9 protein-coding genes and 1 pseudogene are annotated in these 16,504 nt (G+C 46.3%); 3 read left to right on the forward strand and 7 right to left on the reverse strand.

What is annotated here, in order from left to right; genetic code table 11:
* Window positions 1–287 precede the first annotated feature (287 nt).
* The gene (locus tag ACOJUN_RS13755; RefSeq protein WP_422132511.1) at window positions 288–2,081 is read right to left on the reverse strand and encodes an F-box/WD repeat-containing protein; all 1,794 of its coding nucleotides are present in this window, start codon (window positions 2,079–2,081) and stop codon (window positions 288–290) included.
* A 161-nt stretch (window positions 2,082–2,242) separates the two neighbouring features.
* Between ACOJUN_RS13755 and ACOJUN_RS13760 the strand changes: the two are divergent.
* Window positions 2,243–2,395, forward strand: a pseudogene (locus tag ACOJUN_RS13760) (transposase); the annotation flags it as partial.
* Between the two features lie 187 nt (window positions 2,396–2,582).
* Here ACOJUN_RS13760 and ACOJUN_RS13765 read toward each other — a convergent pair.
* The gene (locus ACOJUN_RS13765; RefSeq protein WP_422132512.1) at window positions 2,583–3,068 is read right to left on the reverse strand and encodes a DUF29 domain-containing protein; all 486 of its coding nucleotides are present in this window, start codon (window positions 3,066–3,068) and stop codon (window positions 2,583–2,585) included.
* Window positions 3,069–3,747: 679 nt separating this feature from the next.
* On the opposite strand from ACOJUN_RS13765, the gene ACOJUN_RS13770 reads away from it, so the two are divergent.
* On the forward strand, window positions 3,748–5,616 hold the full coding sequence (locus ACOJUN_RS13770) for a WD40 repeat domain-containing protein (protein ID WP_422132513.1): 1,869 nt from the start codon (window positions 3,748–3,750) through the stop codon (window positions 5,614–5,616).
* Window positions 5,617–5,848: 232 nt separating this feature from the next.
* Here ACOJUN_RS13770 and ACOJUN_RS13775 read toward each other — a convergent pair whose 3' ends face one another.
* The 3 genes from ACOJUN_RS13775 to ACOJUN_RS13785 form a co-directional block, all read right to left on the reverse strand.
* The gene (locus ACOJUN_RS13775; protein ID WP_422132514.1) at window positions 5,849–7,774 is read right to left on the reverse strand and encodes a WD40 repeat domain-containing protein; all 1,926 of its coding nucleotides are present in this window, start codon (window positions 7,772–7,774) and stop codon (window positions 5,849–5,851) included.
* Between the two features lie 353 nt (window positions 7,775–8,127).
* The gene (locus ACOJUN_RS13780) at window positions 8,128–9,789 is read right to left on the reverse strand and encodes a WD40 repeat domain-containing protein (protein WP_422132515.1); all 1,662 of its coding nucleotides are present in this window, start codon (window positions 9,787–9,789) and stop codon (window positions 8,128–8,130) included.
* 151 nt (window positions 9,790–9,940) lie between these two features.
* On the reverse strand, window positions 9,941–11,746 hold the full coding sequence (locus ACOJUN_RS13785) for an F-box/WD repeat-containing protein (protein ID WP_422132516.1): 1,806 nt from the start codon (window positions 11,744–11,746) through the stop codon (window positions 9,941–9,943).
* A gap of 238 nt (window positions 11,747–11,984) precedes the next feature.
* Here ACOJUN_RS13785 and ACOJUN_RS13790 point away from each other — a divergent pair, with 238 nt between their 5' ends.
* Window positions 11,985–12,227, forward strand: coding sequence for a hypothetical protein (locus tag ACOJUN_RS13790; protein WP_422132517.1), 243 nt, complete (start codon window positions 11,985–11,987; stop codon window positions 12,225–12,227).
* Window positions 12,228–12,326: 99 nt separating this feature from the next.
* Here ACOJUN_RS13790 and ACOJUN_RS13795 read toward each other — a convergent pair whose 3' ends face one another.
* Together ACOJUN_RS13795 and ACOJUN_RS13800 are read right to left on the reverse strand one after the other, a co-directional pair.
* Window positions 12,327–14,264 carry a WD40 repeat domain-containing protein gene (locus ACOJUN_RS13795; protein WP_422132518.1) on the reverse strand — a complete coding sequence of 646 codons (1,938 nt, stop codon included), beginning with the start codon at window positions 14,262–14,264 and terminating at the stop codon, window positions 12,327–12,329.
* A 253-nt stretch (window positions 14,265–14,517) separates the two neighbouring features.
* On the reverse strand, window positions 14,518–16,404 hold the full coding sequence (locus tag ACOJUN_RS13800) for a WD40 repeat domain-containing protein (RefSeq protein ID WP_422132519.1): 1,887 nt from the start codon (window positions 16,402–16,404) through the stop codon (window positions 14,518–14,520).
* Between the last annotated feature and the right edge of the window lie 100 nt (window positions 16,405–16,504).

Below are 16,504 nucleotides of genomic sequence, written 5' to 3' on the forward strand. Positions count from 1 at the left end.
CACGGCAACTGCTCCTGCGTTGCTCTAGCTCCTGCATCCATGCAGTCGTGCGGTTGCAATAAATTGGTCTAAAAATCTCTGTTTCTTCGTCAAATAGCTCGCTATTCTCCTCAGAAACAGAGATTTTTATCCTCAATTTCTTGCAATCCTCGCTACGGACGCTTAAGTCCGACAGGCTGCTAGAGTCGGTTTTAGTATGAAAGTTCACAATAACAACTCGCTTCGTGTAGGAACGAGTTGTAATTATGTGACAACTTCTAACCACAAGATTGACAGCAAATAATCAGTCATACATCCATCCGTAGTTCAGTGATTTTTGCTGTGTTAATGCCATGGATGGTCAACACAAGGCCATCGGCGCTGAAGATAGCTGATCTGATACTACTAGGATGGGAAATGGTGGCTTTTTCTTGCCAGGATCCATCGCTTACCTGGCCATAAATTTTCGCCGTTTTATCAATACTGGCGGTGACCACATGGTGGCTATCGACGCTAAAGGTTGCTGATCTTATATCCTTGTCATGAGAGATGATGGCTTTTTCTTGCCATGATCCATCGCCCTTCCGGCCATAGATTTTCGCCTTGTTATCTTCACCGCAGGTGATTAGATAGCAACTATCGGCGCTGAATGTGGCTAACCAGACTCTGTCATCATGGGAAATGATGGCTTTTACTTCCCATGATCCATTGTCTTTCTGGCCATAGATTTTCGCCTTGCCATCGTAACTGTGGCTCACCACATGGCGGCTATCGGGGCTGAAGCAGGCTGAATTGACACGATTCTCATGGGAAAAGATGGCTTTTTCTTCCGATGATCCATCGTCCTCCAGGCTATGGATTTTCACAGAGTGATCGCGACGGGTGGTCACCACATAGCGGCCATTGGCGCTGATAGCGGCTGAGAGGACCCAGCAATCATGGGAAATAGTGGCTTTTTCTTGCCATGACCCGTCGGCCTCGATGCTAAAGATTTTTACCTTGTTATTTTCGCTGCGGGTGATCACATGGCGACTATCAGCGCAGAAGCCAGCTGAGAAGGCCCAGTCGTCGTGGGAAATAATGGCTTTTTCTTCCCATGATCCATCGACCCTCTGGCTATAGATTTTCGCTTCGCCATCACTGCTGCGGGTCAACACATGGCGGCTATCGGGGCTGAAGGTGGCTGATTTGACATCTTGATCATGGAAAATAATGGCTTTTTCTACCCATGACCCATCGTCCCTCTGGCCGTAAATTTTCGCCTTGCCATCGCCACTGGCGGTTACTACATAGCGACTATCGTTGCTGAAGGTTGCTGAGTTGACCCAGTTATTATGGGAAATAGTGGCTTTTTCTTCCCATGATCCATCGTCCTTCTTGCCATAGATTTTCGCCTCGCCATCCTTACTGGCGGTCACTACATAGCGGCCATTGGCGCTGAAGGTGGACGAAATGATACTGCCATAATGGAGGACAGTGCCTTTTTCTGTCCAGGATCCATCGCTCTCCCGGCCATAGATTTCCAGCGTATCATTATCACTGGCGATCGCCATACAGCGGCCATCGGCGCTGAAGCTGGCTGAGTTCAGCTTACCATTACCTGGGAGGTTGGCTTTTGTCTCTAATTCGAATGTTTTACATTGAGACATCAGTTTAGTGAGAGTGGAATAGAACAGAGCAGGAAAATAAATACTCGTTTGGCGATCCATGATCGACTTGACTAATGCCTTATCCTCTGTGAAACGGCTTAACCAACCTTCGAGTTGATTTTTATCTTTTGCCATAACGATTGTCTTTATCAGAGCCTGGTGTGATGGAGCAATCTGGCGATACCACGCCTTTATCATTGATGCATCTTTTTTGAGCGTGTTGTAAATGCATGAATTCACCTGTGTTAAACGGGCAATATCACGAGTCTGCAAATAAGTATAAATTTTGGATTGTATTTCAAAGGGTAAATCGAGCAATAAAGAAAGCTCATTCTTGTCACGAACAAATACGTCCCTGCGCGTGCTGATTCCACTTGGTGTCCCTGATTGAGATTGAACGGGTGTTGATGAAAGTGCGTCACCAATACTGGAATGACTCTTTAGGCAATCCATAACTCGTTTTCCATAGTTATTATTTATCCCTCACTGGCAGGGATATTCAAAATTGATTCTGTAGCTTTGAGTCGGATTTCTTGAGAAAGTTCACAATAACAACTCGCTTCGAGGGTGTCGCAAAACTCTAACAACTCGTTCCTACGCTTTGAGGGTGTTGCAAAACCATTATGGGCGGCGAATTTTGGACTGATGGGTACTTTGCAAGCACTGTCGGAAAGCATGGTGATGAGCAGATGATAGCGAATTATGTGAAGAATCAGGGAAATGAGTACGACAAACTTCACTCAGATCATCAGCTTGCAATGTTTTGAGTTTGCACCAAGGATACCCCGCCCCCTGGCGGGGTTGTTCATTGCCCAGCTCTAGCTCCCCCAACAATTTCTCTGTGTCAAGCCCGTCAAAATGTCATTTGGCAAGCAGATCCTGCTGTTGGCTCAGCCATTGGTGGTAATCAGTGTCGTACAAGTTTTCCATAAATCACCTCCATTGCCCTACCACTCAAACACCGTTGAGTGGATACCAGTCTTCAGTCATTATTTGCTCATAGCTCCAGGGGCATTCGTCAGGAAAGCTATTGTTGTCGAGTTTTTTATGGACATAAATATTCATTTCTTTGATGGCTCCTTTTTTACCATCAACATACGCTTGTTTAAGGGAGTCTTTGATCCTTGACGTTAAACTAGGATTCTCTTTCACCAGTTTATTAATCTTAATTCTTGATCTAACTATGGTTTCCATCCAACCTTTAAGGACTCTATCTGTCGCTGTAGACTCCCTTAGTGCACTGGTCTGGTAATTACATTTAAGAAGATGAGTTATCAAAGTTGACAGGCGGTTCTCCAACTCGCGAAGGTCTTGCTTAAGGCTCAACTCTAAATCCTCAATCAGGTTTTCTAAATCCAACTGATTAAAGTTTTGAGTTTTCAACAGGGTTACTTGCTGACTCAGCCATTGATGATAATCAGTGTTATATAAGCTATTCATAAAAATACCTCCATTGACCTACCACTGTAGGCAAATAACAGAAGGGAAGCAAAATGAATTACCAGAGCACAGATGCCTTTGCCGGGGGGGGGCCGTGGTTTTGGGCTGGTTAATTCGGCCATTGATGCCAACAGCACTTTTGCGACAGCCTCGCTCTGCGTGGGAATGCATACCTCCTCTGAAAAGCAGACTCTGCAGCGCGAGATGGGTATGGGTTCCTACGTTGTGACCCAGAGGGGCTAAAAGTATGGGAACCAGAGTTTTGCGACACCCACGCTTTGCGTAGGATGAGATTCGTACCAATGATGCAGTGCTTCTTGCAAACAAGGTTGACAGCCTTGTAACTGCAATGGCTGGTTTCAGTGCCCCACCTGCGGGTAACGCTCAGCTGTCACAGGATACTCGAAATCAAATCGATCCTGTAATCACGGCCAGTTGGCAAGGCGCATAACTTAAGTTGAGTTAAGCAATCTGCAATGATGGTAAGTTCTCTGAGCGGTACTTATCAGAAAACTGACTTCTACTTATTGATCATTTTCCCGAATCAAAGTCCTGTTTTCCTGTTAGTTTCACTGACATCAATGTTATGAACTTTCATGTTACAAACGACTCTAATCTGCAGAATCAATTTTGGATATCACTGCAACCAGCGGAAATAACAACTTTTAAGAAACGAACTATGGACCGCATAAGTAACCATTCTTGCCTTGGTGGGCCACTCTCACCAACCCCCGATCACTCTCAATCAGAGATTCAATCAGAGACACCCATTGCTACCACTATGGGTAGGGACGTCATTGTACGTGACAAGAATAAGCTTTCATTATTGCTCAATTTGCCCTTTGAAATACAATCCAAAATTTATAGTCATTTGCAGACCCGTGATATTGCCAATTTAATACGGGCAAATTCATACATGAACAAGACGCTCAAAAATGATAATTCAATGGCAAGGGCATGGTATCGCCGGTTTGCTTCATCACGCCAGGCTCTGATAAAAACAATCGTCACTGAAAAAGATAAGGATCAATTCGGGAATTGGTTGAGCCGGTTTACAATGGATAAGGCATTAGTCAAGTCAGTCATGGATCGTCACGGGAGTATTGACTTTCCTGCTCTGTTCTCTTTCACTCTCACTAAACTGATGATTGAATGCAAAACATTTATATTTGAGACAAAAGCCTCCCTCCTCAATAACGGCAGGATGAACTCTGCTACATTAAGTGCCGATGGCCACTATCTGGTGAGCGTCAGTGATAGTAAAACGGTGATAATCTTTGGTCGGGAGACCGATGGTTCATGGCAAGCAAAAGGTACTATCACCCATGATGGTCGTGTCACATCATTCATGCTCAGTAACGATGGCCACTATGTAGTGACCACCAGTGAAGATTGCAAGGCGAGAATCTATGGCAAGAAGGACGAACGATCATGGGAAGAAAAAGCCATCATTTCTCATGATAAACCTGTCATGTCAGCCACCTTCAGCGCCAACGATCGCTATTTAGTGACCGCCAGTCACGATGGCAAGGCGAAAGTCTATGGCCTGGAAGACGATGAGTCATGGGCAGAAAAAGCCATCATTAGCCACGATTTTTTAACATCAGCCACCTTCAGCGACGATAGTCGCTATGTGGTGACCACCAGTCTGGATCACACAGCGAAAATCTATGGCAAAATGAACGATGGGTCATGGATAGTAAAAGCCATCATTTCCCATGACAATTCAGTCTGGTCAGCCAAATTCAGCACCGATAGCCGACATATAATCACCTGCTGTGAAGGTAACAGGATGAAAATCTGTGGCCTGGAGGACGATGGGACATGGGAAGAAAAAACCATCTTTTCCAATGAGGATCGTTTCTACTCTGCCACATTCAGCGCCGATAGCCGCCATATGGTAACCTCCGGTCAAGATGGCAGGGCGATAATCTATGGTCAGGAAGACGGATCATGGAACGAAAAAGCCACCATTTCTCATGATGATCGGGTCTACTCAACCACCTTCAGCCCCGATAACCGCTGTGTGATCACCCGCAGTGCAGATAATAAGGCGAAAATCTACGGCCTGAACGATAATGGATCATGGGAAGAGAGAGCTACCATTTCCCATCGTATGCCAATCATATCAGCAACCTTTAGCGCCGACAGCCGTCATGTGATGACCCACGGTGAAGACAGGAAGGTAAAAATCTATGGCCGCAAGGGTAATGGATCCTGGGAAGAAAAAACCACCATTTCCAGTGGTTATTATATTAGATCAGCATCCTTCAGCGTCGATGGCAGCCATTTGGTCACTGCCAATAACGATAATGCGTCGGAATCTATTTATCACCAGTTTAGAAATACATTTTTTAGTTTATTGGCGCCGTTAGATTTTCATCTTGCTATTGTTTACGGTCAGGTAAGCGATGGGTCATGGAAAAAAAAAGCCACCATTTCCTATCCTAGAGGGATCGTGTCAGCCACCTTCAGCGTCGATGGCTATGTGTTAACCATCCATGAAGATCAGTCGGCGAAAATCACTGAACTAAGGATGGATGAATGACTGATACTTCTCAAACTCTTCCGGCTTCAATTAACGCTTAATCGGCAAATGGTTTTGGTGGAAGCAAGGGGACGAAACATTGTCCCGAATCAAAGACCTGTTGAACTGTTAGTTTCACTGACATCAATGTTATGAACTTTCATGCCAGAGTTTTGCGACACCCACGCTTCGCGTAGGAACGAGTTGTAGGCATTATGCGACAACTTCTCACCACAGGGTTGACAGCAAACAATCAGTCATTCATCTGCAGTTCAGTGATTTTCACTGTTTTATCGCCATGAGTGGTCAATAGGTAGCCATCAGTGCTAAATCTGGCTGACACGATCGCACTATGATGGGAAATGATGGCTTTTTCTTCCCAGGATCCATCACTCTGCCGGCCATAAATTTTCGCCGTTCCATCGGAACTGGCGGTGATCACATGGTGGCCATCGATGCTAAAGGTTGCTGATTTAATTTTCATAAGGTGGGATATGATAGCTTTTTCTCCCCAGCACCCATTGATCTTCCGACCATAGATTTTCACCGTGTTATCTTTACTGAGGGTGATCACATGGCGGCTATCGGGGCTGAATGTGGCTGAGTAGACCCGATCATCATGGGAAATGATGGCTTTTTCTTCCCATGATCCATCGTCCTTCTGGCCATAGATTTTCGCTTTGCGATCTAAACTGGCGGTCACCACATAGCGGTTATCGGCGCTGAATGTGGCTGAGCATACACCCAGGTGATGGAAAATGGTGACTTTTTCTTCCCATGATCTTTCTTCGTTCTGGCCATAGATTATCGCTCTGCCATCATTACTGGCGGTCACCAAATGGCGGCTATCAGAGCTGAAGGTAACTGATTTGACCTCTTTATCATGGGAAATGATGGCTTTTTCTTCCCATGATCCATCAGCCTCCAGACCATGGATTTTCACCTTGCTATCGTAACCGGTCGTCACCAGACAGCGGCTATCGGTGCTGAAGGTGACTGAGTACACAAACTTGTCGTGGGAAATAATGGCTTTTTCTACCCACGATCCATCGTTATTCTTGCCGCAAATTATCGCTTTGCCTTTCAGGGTGGTGGTCACCAGATAGTAACCATTGGCGCTGAAGGTGGCCGAATCGACTATAAAATCGTGGGGAATGATGGCTTTTTCTGCCCATGACCCATCGTCCCTCTGGCCATAGATTTTCGCCCTGTAATCTCCACTGGTGGTCGCTAGATAGCGACCATCGACGCTGAAGGTGACTGAGCTGACCCATTTATCATGGGAAATAATGGCTTTTTCTTCCCATGATCCATCGTCTTTCTTGCCATAGATTTTCGCCTTGCCGTCTTTACTACAGGTCGCCACATGGAGGCTATCGGTGCTGAAGGTGGCTGATTTGACCCACTGATCATGGGAAACAGTGGCTTTTTCTTCCCATGATTGTTCGTCCTTAATGCCATAAATTTTCGCCTTGCCATCCACTCCAGCGGTCACTGCGAAGCGGCTATCGTCACTGAAGGTGACCAATCTGATACGCTCATAATGGGAGATAGTGCCTTTTGCTTCCCATGATCCATCGCTCTTGTGGCCATATATATCCATCGTTTTATCATTCCTGAAGCTCAGCAGGTGGCGGCCATCGGCACTGAAGGCAGCGGAGTCGGACCTGCCATCACAGGGGAGGCTGGCTTTTGTCTCTAATTTAAATGTTTTACATTGAAACATCAGTTTGTTGAGAGTGAAAAAGAACAGAGCAGGAAAATAAACACTTGGTTGGCGATCCGTGATTGACTTGACTAATGCCTCATCCTTTGTAAAACGCAGCAACCATTTCTGGAATTCCTCTTTATCTTTTGTCGCGACAATTGTCTCCAGCAGAGCCTGGTGTGATGAAGCAAACTGGCGATACCATGCCCTTGCCATGGCATCATCATTTTTGAGCCTGTTGTTAATGTTTGAATTTGCCCGTGTTAACAGGGCAATATCACGAACCTGCAAATAAGTGAAAATTTTGGATTGTAGATTCTCGGGTAAATCGAGCAATAATGAAAACTCATTCTTGTGACGTACAATGACGTTCTTGCCCATAGTGGTACCACTTGGTGTATCAGATGGTGACTGACGTGGTGTTGTTGAGCGTGGGGTAATATTGCAGGAGCTGCTATTTGAGCAATCCATAGTTCGTTTTCCATGGTTGTTATTTATCCCTGGTTGGCAAGGATATTTAAAATTGATTCTGCAGCTTAGAGTGGGTTTCAGTGTGAAAGTTCACGATATTTGTTCAATTTCGGTTAGTTGGCTGGCAGGCATTGTCCGGTCTGCCTATTGACGCTGATCTTCCCGTTTCTGGATAATGGACTCTTTCATTTCTTTGGAATAGTGAGCCATAACAGCCTCTTACTAAATGCTCTCAGTTATTGAGAGTCATGAATCAAAGGAGGCAACATCTATCTTGAAGCAGGGGGCTATCCTGTCGGGCAGGTGTTGCAGAAGAATAATGCAGATCTCGGTTAATGAGTGACAGCAAAGACTCATTCATTCATCTTTAGTTCAGTGATTTTCACCATTCCATCGGGATGGATGGTCAACACCAGATTATCGGCGCTGAAGGCGGCTGACAGGATCCCGGCATTATGGGAAATGATGGCTTTTTCTTGCCATGACCCATCGCTTGTCTGTCCATAAATTCTCGCCGTGCCATCTGCACTGGCGGTGATCAAGTGGCGGCCATCGATGCTAAAAGTTGTTGACATAATATTCCCATCATGGGAAATGGTGGTTTTTTCTTCCCAGGATCCATTGAGCTTCTGGCCATAGATTTTCACCGTGTAATCTTCATCGTGGGCGACCACATAGCGGCTATCGGGGCTGAATGTGGCTGAGTAGACTGTATTCTCATGGGGAAGGATGGCTTTTTCTTCCCATGATCCATCGTCCTTCAAGTCATAGATTTTCGCCGTGAAATCTTCACTGCAGGTCACCACCTGGCGGTTATCGGGGCTGAACAGGGCTGAGTAGACCCAACCATCATGAGAAATGGTGGTTTTTTCTGTCCATGATCCGTCTTTATTCAGGCCATAGATTACTGCCCTGCCATCATCACCAGCGGTCACCAAATAGCGGCTATCGGAGCTGAATGTGGCTGAGTTGACTTCTTTGTTGTGGGTAATGACAGCTTTTTCTTCCCACGATCCATCGGCCTCCAGGCCGTAGATTTTTACCTTGCGATCGTCACTGGTCGTCACCACATAGAGACCATCGGCACTGAAGCTGGCTGATTCAACAGAGTCTTCGTGGGTAATAATGGCCTTTTCTTCCCACGAACCATCATTCTTGATGCCATAGATTTTCACTTTGTTGTCCACGCCGGCGGTCACTACATTGCGACTATCAGCGCTGAAGGTGGCTGATGTGACGCACTCATCATGGGAAATAGTGGCTTTTTCTTCCCATGATTGTTCATCCTTCCTGCCGTAGATTTTCGCCTTGCCATCGAAGCTGGCGGTCACCACAAAGCGGTCGTCAACACTGAAGGTGACCGATGTGACACGATCATAGTGGCAGATGGTGCCTTTTGCCTCCCAGGATCCATTGCTCTCCCGGCCATAGATTTCCACCGTTTTATAATTCCTGTTGTTCGCCAGGTAGCAGCCATCGGCACTGAAGGTAGAGGAATCGATCCCACCATTACAGGGGAGGCTGGCTTTTGTCTCTAATTTAAATGTTTTACATTCAGACATCAGTTTGGTGAGCGTGGAAAAGAACAAAGCAGGAAAGTGAATACTTGCCTGGCGATCCATGATTGACTTGATTAATGCCTCATCTTCTGTGAAACGCTTTAACCATTTCTGGAGTTCATCTTTATCTTTTGTAGTAACGATTGTCTTTAGCAGAGCCTGGTGCGATGAAGCAAACTGGCGATACCACGCCCTTGCTATTGCAGCATCATTTTTGAGCCTGTTGTTAATGTGTAAATTTACCCGTGTTAACTGGGTAATATCATGAGCCCGCAAATAGGTAAAAATTCTGGATTCTATTCCCGGGGGCAAATGGAGCAATAATGAAAACTCATTCTTGTCACATTCAATGACGTCTCTGCCCGCAGAGATACCACTTGGCGTTCCTGGTCGAGATTCATCTGTTGTTGATGAAAGTGGACCACCAGTAAGGGCATCGCTATTTATGCAATCCATAGTTTGTTTTTCCGCTGCTATTATTTATCCCCGGCAGGCAAGGATATTCAAAATTGATTGTGCAGCTTAGAGTCGGTTTTATCGTGAAAGTTCAAAAGATTGATCTAATCGTAACCAACCTGGAAAACGGGGCTTTGATCCGGGGAAATGATCAATCAGTAGAAAATGGGTGTGTGTCTTTCATCTTTAGTTGAGTGATTTGCACAGTATTGTTGCCATGGATGGTCAGCACATGGCCATCGGCGTTGATGGTGGCTGATACGATCCCACTTTGATCAGAAATGGTGGCTTTTTCTTTCCATGATCCGTCGCTTAACTGGCCATAAATTTTCGCCTTGCCATAAGAACCGGAGGTAAGCACATGGCGGCCATCGTCACTAAAGCCGAATGAATTAACATACTGATTATGGGAAATGATGGCTTTTTCTTCCCAGGATCCATTGACCTTCTGGCCATAGATTCTCATCCTGTCATTATTTCTACTGCAGATGATTAGATGGCGGCTATCGGGGCTGAATATAACTGGGAAGGCCTTATCGATATTGGCAATGATGGCTTCTCTTTTCCATGATCCATTGATGGCCTTCTGGCTATAGATTTTCGCTTCGCCATCGCGACTGCAGGTTACAAGATGGCGGCTATCGGGGCTGAAAGTGGCTGAGCTGACACTATCACCATGGGAAATGATGGTTCTTACTCTCCATGATCCATTGTCCTTCTTGCCGTAGATTGTCGCCGTACCATCGTCACTGGAGATCACCAAGTGGCGGTTATCGTCGCTGAATAGGGCTGAATTGACATTATTCATATGAATAATCGTTATTTGTTCCCATGATCCATCGGCCTTCAGGCGATGGATTTTCAGCTCCTGATCAGTGCTGACTGTCAGCACATAGTGGCCATCGGTGCTGAAGTCGGCTGACTTGAGACGATTATCATGGGAAATGATGGCTTTTTCTACCCATGACCCATCGTCCTGCTTGCCATAGATTTTTGCCTTGCCATCTACGCTGGCGGTCACCACATGGCGGTTATCGGCGCTGAAGGTGGCTGAGTCGACACAGCCGTCATGTGAAATAGTGGCTTTTTCTACCCATGAACCATCGTCCTGTTTGCTGTAAATTTTCGCCTTGCCATCTTTACTGGCAGTCACGACACAGCGGCCATCGGCGCTGAAGGTGGCTGAGTTGACACAGTCGTCATGGGAAATAGTGGCTTTTTCTACCCATGATCCATCGGCCTGCTGGCCATAAATTTTCGCCGCGCCATCTTTACTGGCGGTTATTGCATAGCGACCATCGGGGCTGAAGGTGGCGGATTTGACCCCGTCATCATGGGAAACAGTGGCTTTTTCTGTCCATGATCCATTGTCCTCCTGGCGATAGATTTTCAACGTTTCATTGTCAATGGCGATCATCATATGGTGGTCATCGGGGCTGAAGGCGGCATCGCTACCAGAGAAGGTGGCTTTGGTTTCCAGGTTAAATTTTTTACATTGAGACATCAGTTTAGTGAGAGTGCACAAGAACAGAGCAGGAAAATAAATACTCGGTTGGCGATCCATGACTGACTTGATTAATGCCTTATCCTTGGTAAAGCACGTCAACCAACCCTCGAGTTGATTTTTATTTTTTTCAGTGACGATTGTCTTTAATAGCGTCTGGTGTGATGAAGGAAACCGGCGAAACCACGCCCTTGCTATTGCAGTATCATTTTTGAGAGTGTCGTTAATGTATGAATTTACTTGTGCCAATTTGGCAATATCGTGGGCCTTCAAATAAGTAAAAATTTCGGATTGCATTTCCTCGGGCAAACTGAGCAATGGTGAAGGCTTTTTCTTGTTACGTACGATGATCTTCCTACCCTTAGCGGTACCACTTGCTCTTTCTGATCGGGATGGGTTCGCTGTTGATGAAAGTGAACCACAAAAACAGGAAAGGCTTTTTATGAAATTCATGGCTCGTTTCTCCATGGTTATTATTTAAATTTGGTTTGTGGGGGTATTTAAAATCGATTGTGCTACTTAGAGTCGGATTTAGTATGAAAGTTCAAGGCATTGATGTAAGCCTGACTAACAAGAAAACAAGACTTCGATTCGGGAAAATGATCAACAATTAGAAAGGGGGGTTCTGCCTTTAACAACTCGTTCCCACGCTCTGAGGGTGTCGCAAAACTCTCTCCGGCGTGGGAACGCGTTGACTCCCGTCATTGCCGGCTTCATTCTCGTCATTCCCGGCTTCATTCTCGTCATTCCCGGCTTCATTCTCGTCATTCCCGCGAAGGCGGGAATCCACACTGACTCTCCACCAGAACCATACTGCCCGGTGTCCCCCTGGCCTTGTCATCCCCGAGAAGGCAGAGATCCACCGTTGGCGCTGGATTCCCGCCTTCGCGGGAATGACGACTTCAGTTCCCACGCAGGGACCCACAGGGCCTGAAAGCATAGGAACCAGAGTTTTGCGGCAGCCTCGCTTCGCGTGGGAACGAGTTGTTGGCATTATACGACAACTTCTCACCAAAGGGTTGACAGCAATCAGTCATTTATTCATCTGCAGTTCAGTGATTTTCAGCGTGTTATCGCCATGAATGGTCAACACATGGCCACCGGTGCTGAAGCTGGCTGACACGATCGCACTATGATGGGAAATGATGGCTTTTTGTTCCCAGGAACCATCACTCTGCCGACCATAAATTCTCGCGGTTCCATCGGCACTGGCGGTGATCACATGGTGGCCATCGATGCTAAAGGTTGCTGAATTAACTTTCCTAAGGTGGGATATGGTCGCTTTTTCTCCCCAGCATCCATCGATCTTCCGACCATAGATTTTCACCGTGTTATCCTGACCGAGGGTGATCACATGGCGGCTATCGGGGCTGAATATGGCTGAGTCGACAAAACCGTCATGGGAAATGATGGCTTTTTCTTCCCATGATCCATCGTCCTTCTGGCCATAGATTTTCGCTTTGCGATCTAAACTGGCGGTCACCACATGGCGGCCATTGGCGCTGAATGTCGCTGAGCAGACACTCAGGTTATGGGAAATGGTGACTTTTTCTTCCCATGATCCTTCTTGGTTCTGGCCATAGATTATTGCTCTGCCATCATCACTGGCGATTACCATATGGCGGCTATCGGAGCTGAAGGTGGCTGAGTTGATCCACTTATCATGGGAAATAGTGACTTTTTCTTCCCATGATCCATCGGCCTCCAGGCTATAAATACTTGCCTTGCTACCTGCGATGGTCACCAGATGGCGACTATCGGAGCTGAAGGTGGAGCTGAAGGGGGCTGAGTCAACAAAGTCGTCATAGGAAATAATGGTTTTTTCCAGCCATGACCCATCGTCCTCCTGATCGCAAATTTTCACTTTGCCATCAAAACTGGTGGTCACCAGATAACGACCATCGGGGCTGAAGGTGGCTGAGCAGACTCGGTTGTCATGGAAAATAGTGGCTTTTTCTACCCATGACCCATCGTCCCTCTGGCCATAGATTTTCGCCCTGTGATCTCCACTGGTGGTCACTACACAGCGACCATCGACGCTGAAGGTGGCTGAGTTGACGAATTTATCATGGCAAATAGTGGCCTTCTCTACCCATGATCGTTCGTCCTTTCTGCCGTAGATTTTCGCCCTGCCGTCGTTACTGCAGGTCACCACATGCTGGCTATCAGTGCTGAAGTTGGCTGATATGACCCACTGATCATGGGAAACAGTGGCTTTTTCTTCCCATGATCGTTCGTCCTTCTTGCCATAAATTTTCGCCTTGCCATCCATTCCAGTGGTGACTGCATAGTGGCTATTGGCACTGAAGGTGATCGATACGACACTCATATAATGGGAGATAGTGCCTTTTGTTTCCCATGATCCATCGTTCTTGTGGCCATAAATATCCACCGTTTTTTTATCATTCCTGACGCTCAGCAGATGACGGCCATCGGCACTGAAGGTAGCGGAGTTTGTCTTGCCATGACAGGGAAGGCTGGCTTTTGTCTCTAATTTAAATGTTTTACATTCAGACATCAGTTTGTTGAGAGTGAAAAAGAACAGAGCAGGAAAATAAACACTCGTTTGGCGATCCATGATTGACTTGACTAAAGCCCCATCCTTTGTAAAACGCAGCAACCATTTCTGGAGTTCCTGTTTATCTTTTGTCGCGACAATTGTCTCCAGCAGAGCCTGGTGTGATGAAGCAAACTGGCGATACCATGCCCTTGCCATGGCATCATCATTTTTGAGCCTGTTGTTAATGTTTGAATTAGCCCGTGTTAACTGGGTAATATCACGAACCTGCAAATAAGTGAAAATTTTGGATTGTATATTCTCGGGCAAATCGAGCAATAATGAAAACTCATTCTTGTGACGTACAATGACGTTCTTGCCCATAGTGGTACCACTTGGTGTATCAGATGGTGACTGACGTGGTGGTGTTGAGCGTGGGGTAATATTGCAGGAGCTGCTATTTGAGCAATCCATAGTTCGTTTTCCATGGTTGTTATTTATCCCTGGTTGGCAAGGATATTTAAAATTGATTCTGCAGCTTAGAGTGGGTTTCAGTGTGAAAGTTCACGATATTTGTTCAATTTCGGTTAGTTGGCTGGCAGGCATTGTCCGGTCTGCCTATTGACGCTGATCTTCCCGTTTCTGGATAACGGGCTCTTTCATTTCTTTGGAATAGTGAGCCATAACAGCCTCTTGCTAAATGCTCTCAGTTATTGAGCGTCATGAATCAAAAGAGGCAACATCCAACTTGAAGCAGGGGTCTATCCTGCTGGGCAGGAGTTGCAGAAGAATAATGTGGATCTGGGATAATGAGTGACAGCTGTTGATTATTCATCTGCAGTTCAGTGATTTTCATCATTCCATCGGGATGGATGGTCAACACCAGATTATCGGCGCTGAAGGTGGCTGACAGGATCCCGGCATTATGGGAAATGATGGCTTTTTCTTGCCATGCCCCATCGCTTGTCTGGCCATAAATTCTCGCCGTGCCATCTCCACTGGCGGTGATCACGTGGCGGCCATCGACGCTAAAAGTTGTTGACATAATACTCCCATCATGGGAAATGGTGGTTTTTTCTTCCCAGGATCCATTGAGCTTCTGGCCATAGATTTTCGCCGTGTAATCTTCATCGTGGGTGACCACATAGCGGCTATCGGGGCTGAATGTGGCTGAGTAGACCTTATCCTCATGGGGAAGGATGGCTTTTTCTTCCCATGATCCATCGTCCTTCAAGTCATAGATTTTCGCCGTGGAATCTTCACTGCAGGTCACCACCTGGCGGCTATCGGGGCTGAAGAGGGCTGAGTAGACCCAACCATCATGAGAAATGGTGGTTTTTTCTGTCCATGATCCGTCTTTATTCAGGCCATAGATTACTGCCCTGCCATCATCTCCGGCGGTCACCAAATAGCGGCTATCGGAGCTGAATGTGGCTGAGTTGACCTCTCCATTGTGGGTAATGATAGCTTTTTCTTCCCATGATCCATCGGCCTCCAGACCATAGATTTTTACCTTGTGATCTTCACTGGTCGTCACCACATAGCGACCATCGGCACTGAAGATGGCTGATTCAACAGAGTCTTCGTGGGTAATAATGGCCTTTTCTTCCCACGAACCATCATTCTTGATGCCATAGATTTTCGCTTTGTTGTCCATGCTGGCGGTCACCACATAGCGACCATCAGCGCTGAAGGTGGCCGTAGTGACTAAATAATCGTGGCGAATGATGGCTTTTTCTGCCCATGTCTCATCATCCCTCTGACCATAAATTTTCGCCCTGCCATCTGCGCTGGCGGTCACCACACAGCGGCCATCGGTACTGAAGGTAGCTGATGTGACCCAATCATCATGGGAAATAGTGGCTTTTTCTTCCCATGATCGTTCGTCCTTCCTGCCATAGATTTTCGCCTCGCCCTCATCGGTGGCAGTCAGCACATAACGACTATCGGTACTGAAGGTGACTGACATGACTTGGCCACAGTGGCTAATAGTACCTTTTGCTTCCCAGGATCCATCGCTCTCCCGGCCATAGATTTCCACCGTTTTATACATGGTGTTCACCAGGTAGCAGCCATCGGCACTGAGGGTAGAGGAATCGGTCCCACCATTACAGGGGAGGCTGGCTTTTGTCTCTAATTTAAATGTTTTACATTCAGACATCAGTTTGGTGAGCGTGGAAAAGAACAAAGCAGGAAAGTGAATACTTGCCTGGCGATCCATGATTGACTTGATTAATGCCTCATCCTCTGTGAAACGCTTTAACCATTTCTGGAGTTCATCTTTATCTTTTGTAGTAACGATTGTCTTTAGCAGAGCCTGGTGCGATGAGGCAAACTGGCGATACCATGCCCTTGCTATTGCAGCATCATTTTTGAGCCCGTTGTTAATGTGTACATTTACCCGTGTTAACTGGGTAATATCATGAGCCCGCAAATAGGTAAAAATTCTGGATTCTATTCCCGGGGGCAAATGGAGCAATAATGAAAACTCATTCTTGTCACATTCAATGACGTCTCTGCCCGCAGAGATACCACTTGGCGTTCCTGGTCGAGATTCATCTGTTGTTGATGAAAGTGGACCACCAGTAAGGGCATCGCTATTTATGCAATCCATAGTTTGTTTTTCCGCTGCTATTATTTATCCCCGGCAGGCAAGGATATTCAAAATTGATTGTGCAGCTTAGAGTCGGTTTTATTGTGAAAGTTCAAAAGAT

Source organism: Endozoicomonas sp. ALD040, assembly GCF_049275945.1.
Lineage (GTDB): Bacteria > Pseudomonadota > Gammaproteobacteria > Pseudomonadales > Endozoicomonadaceae > Endozoicomonas_A.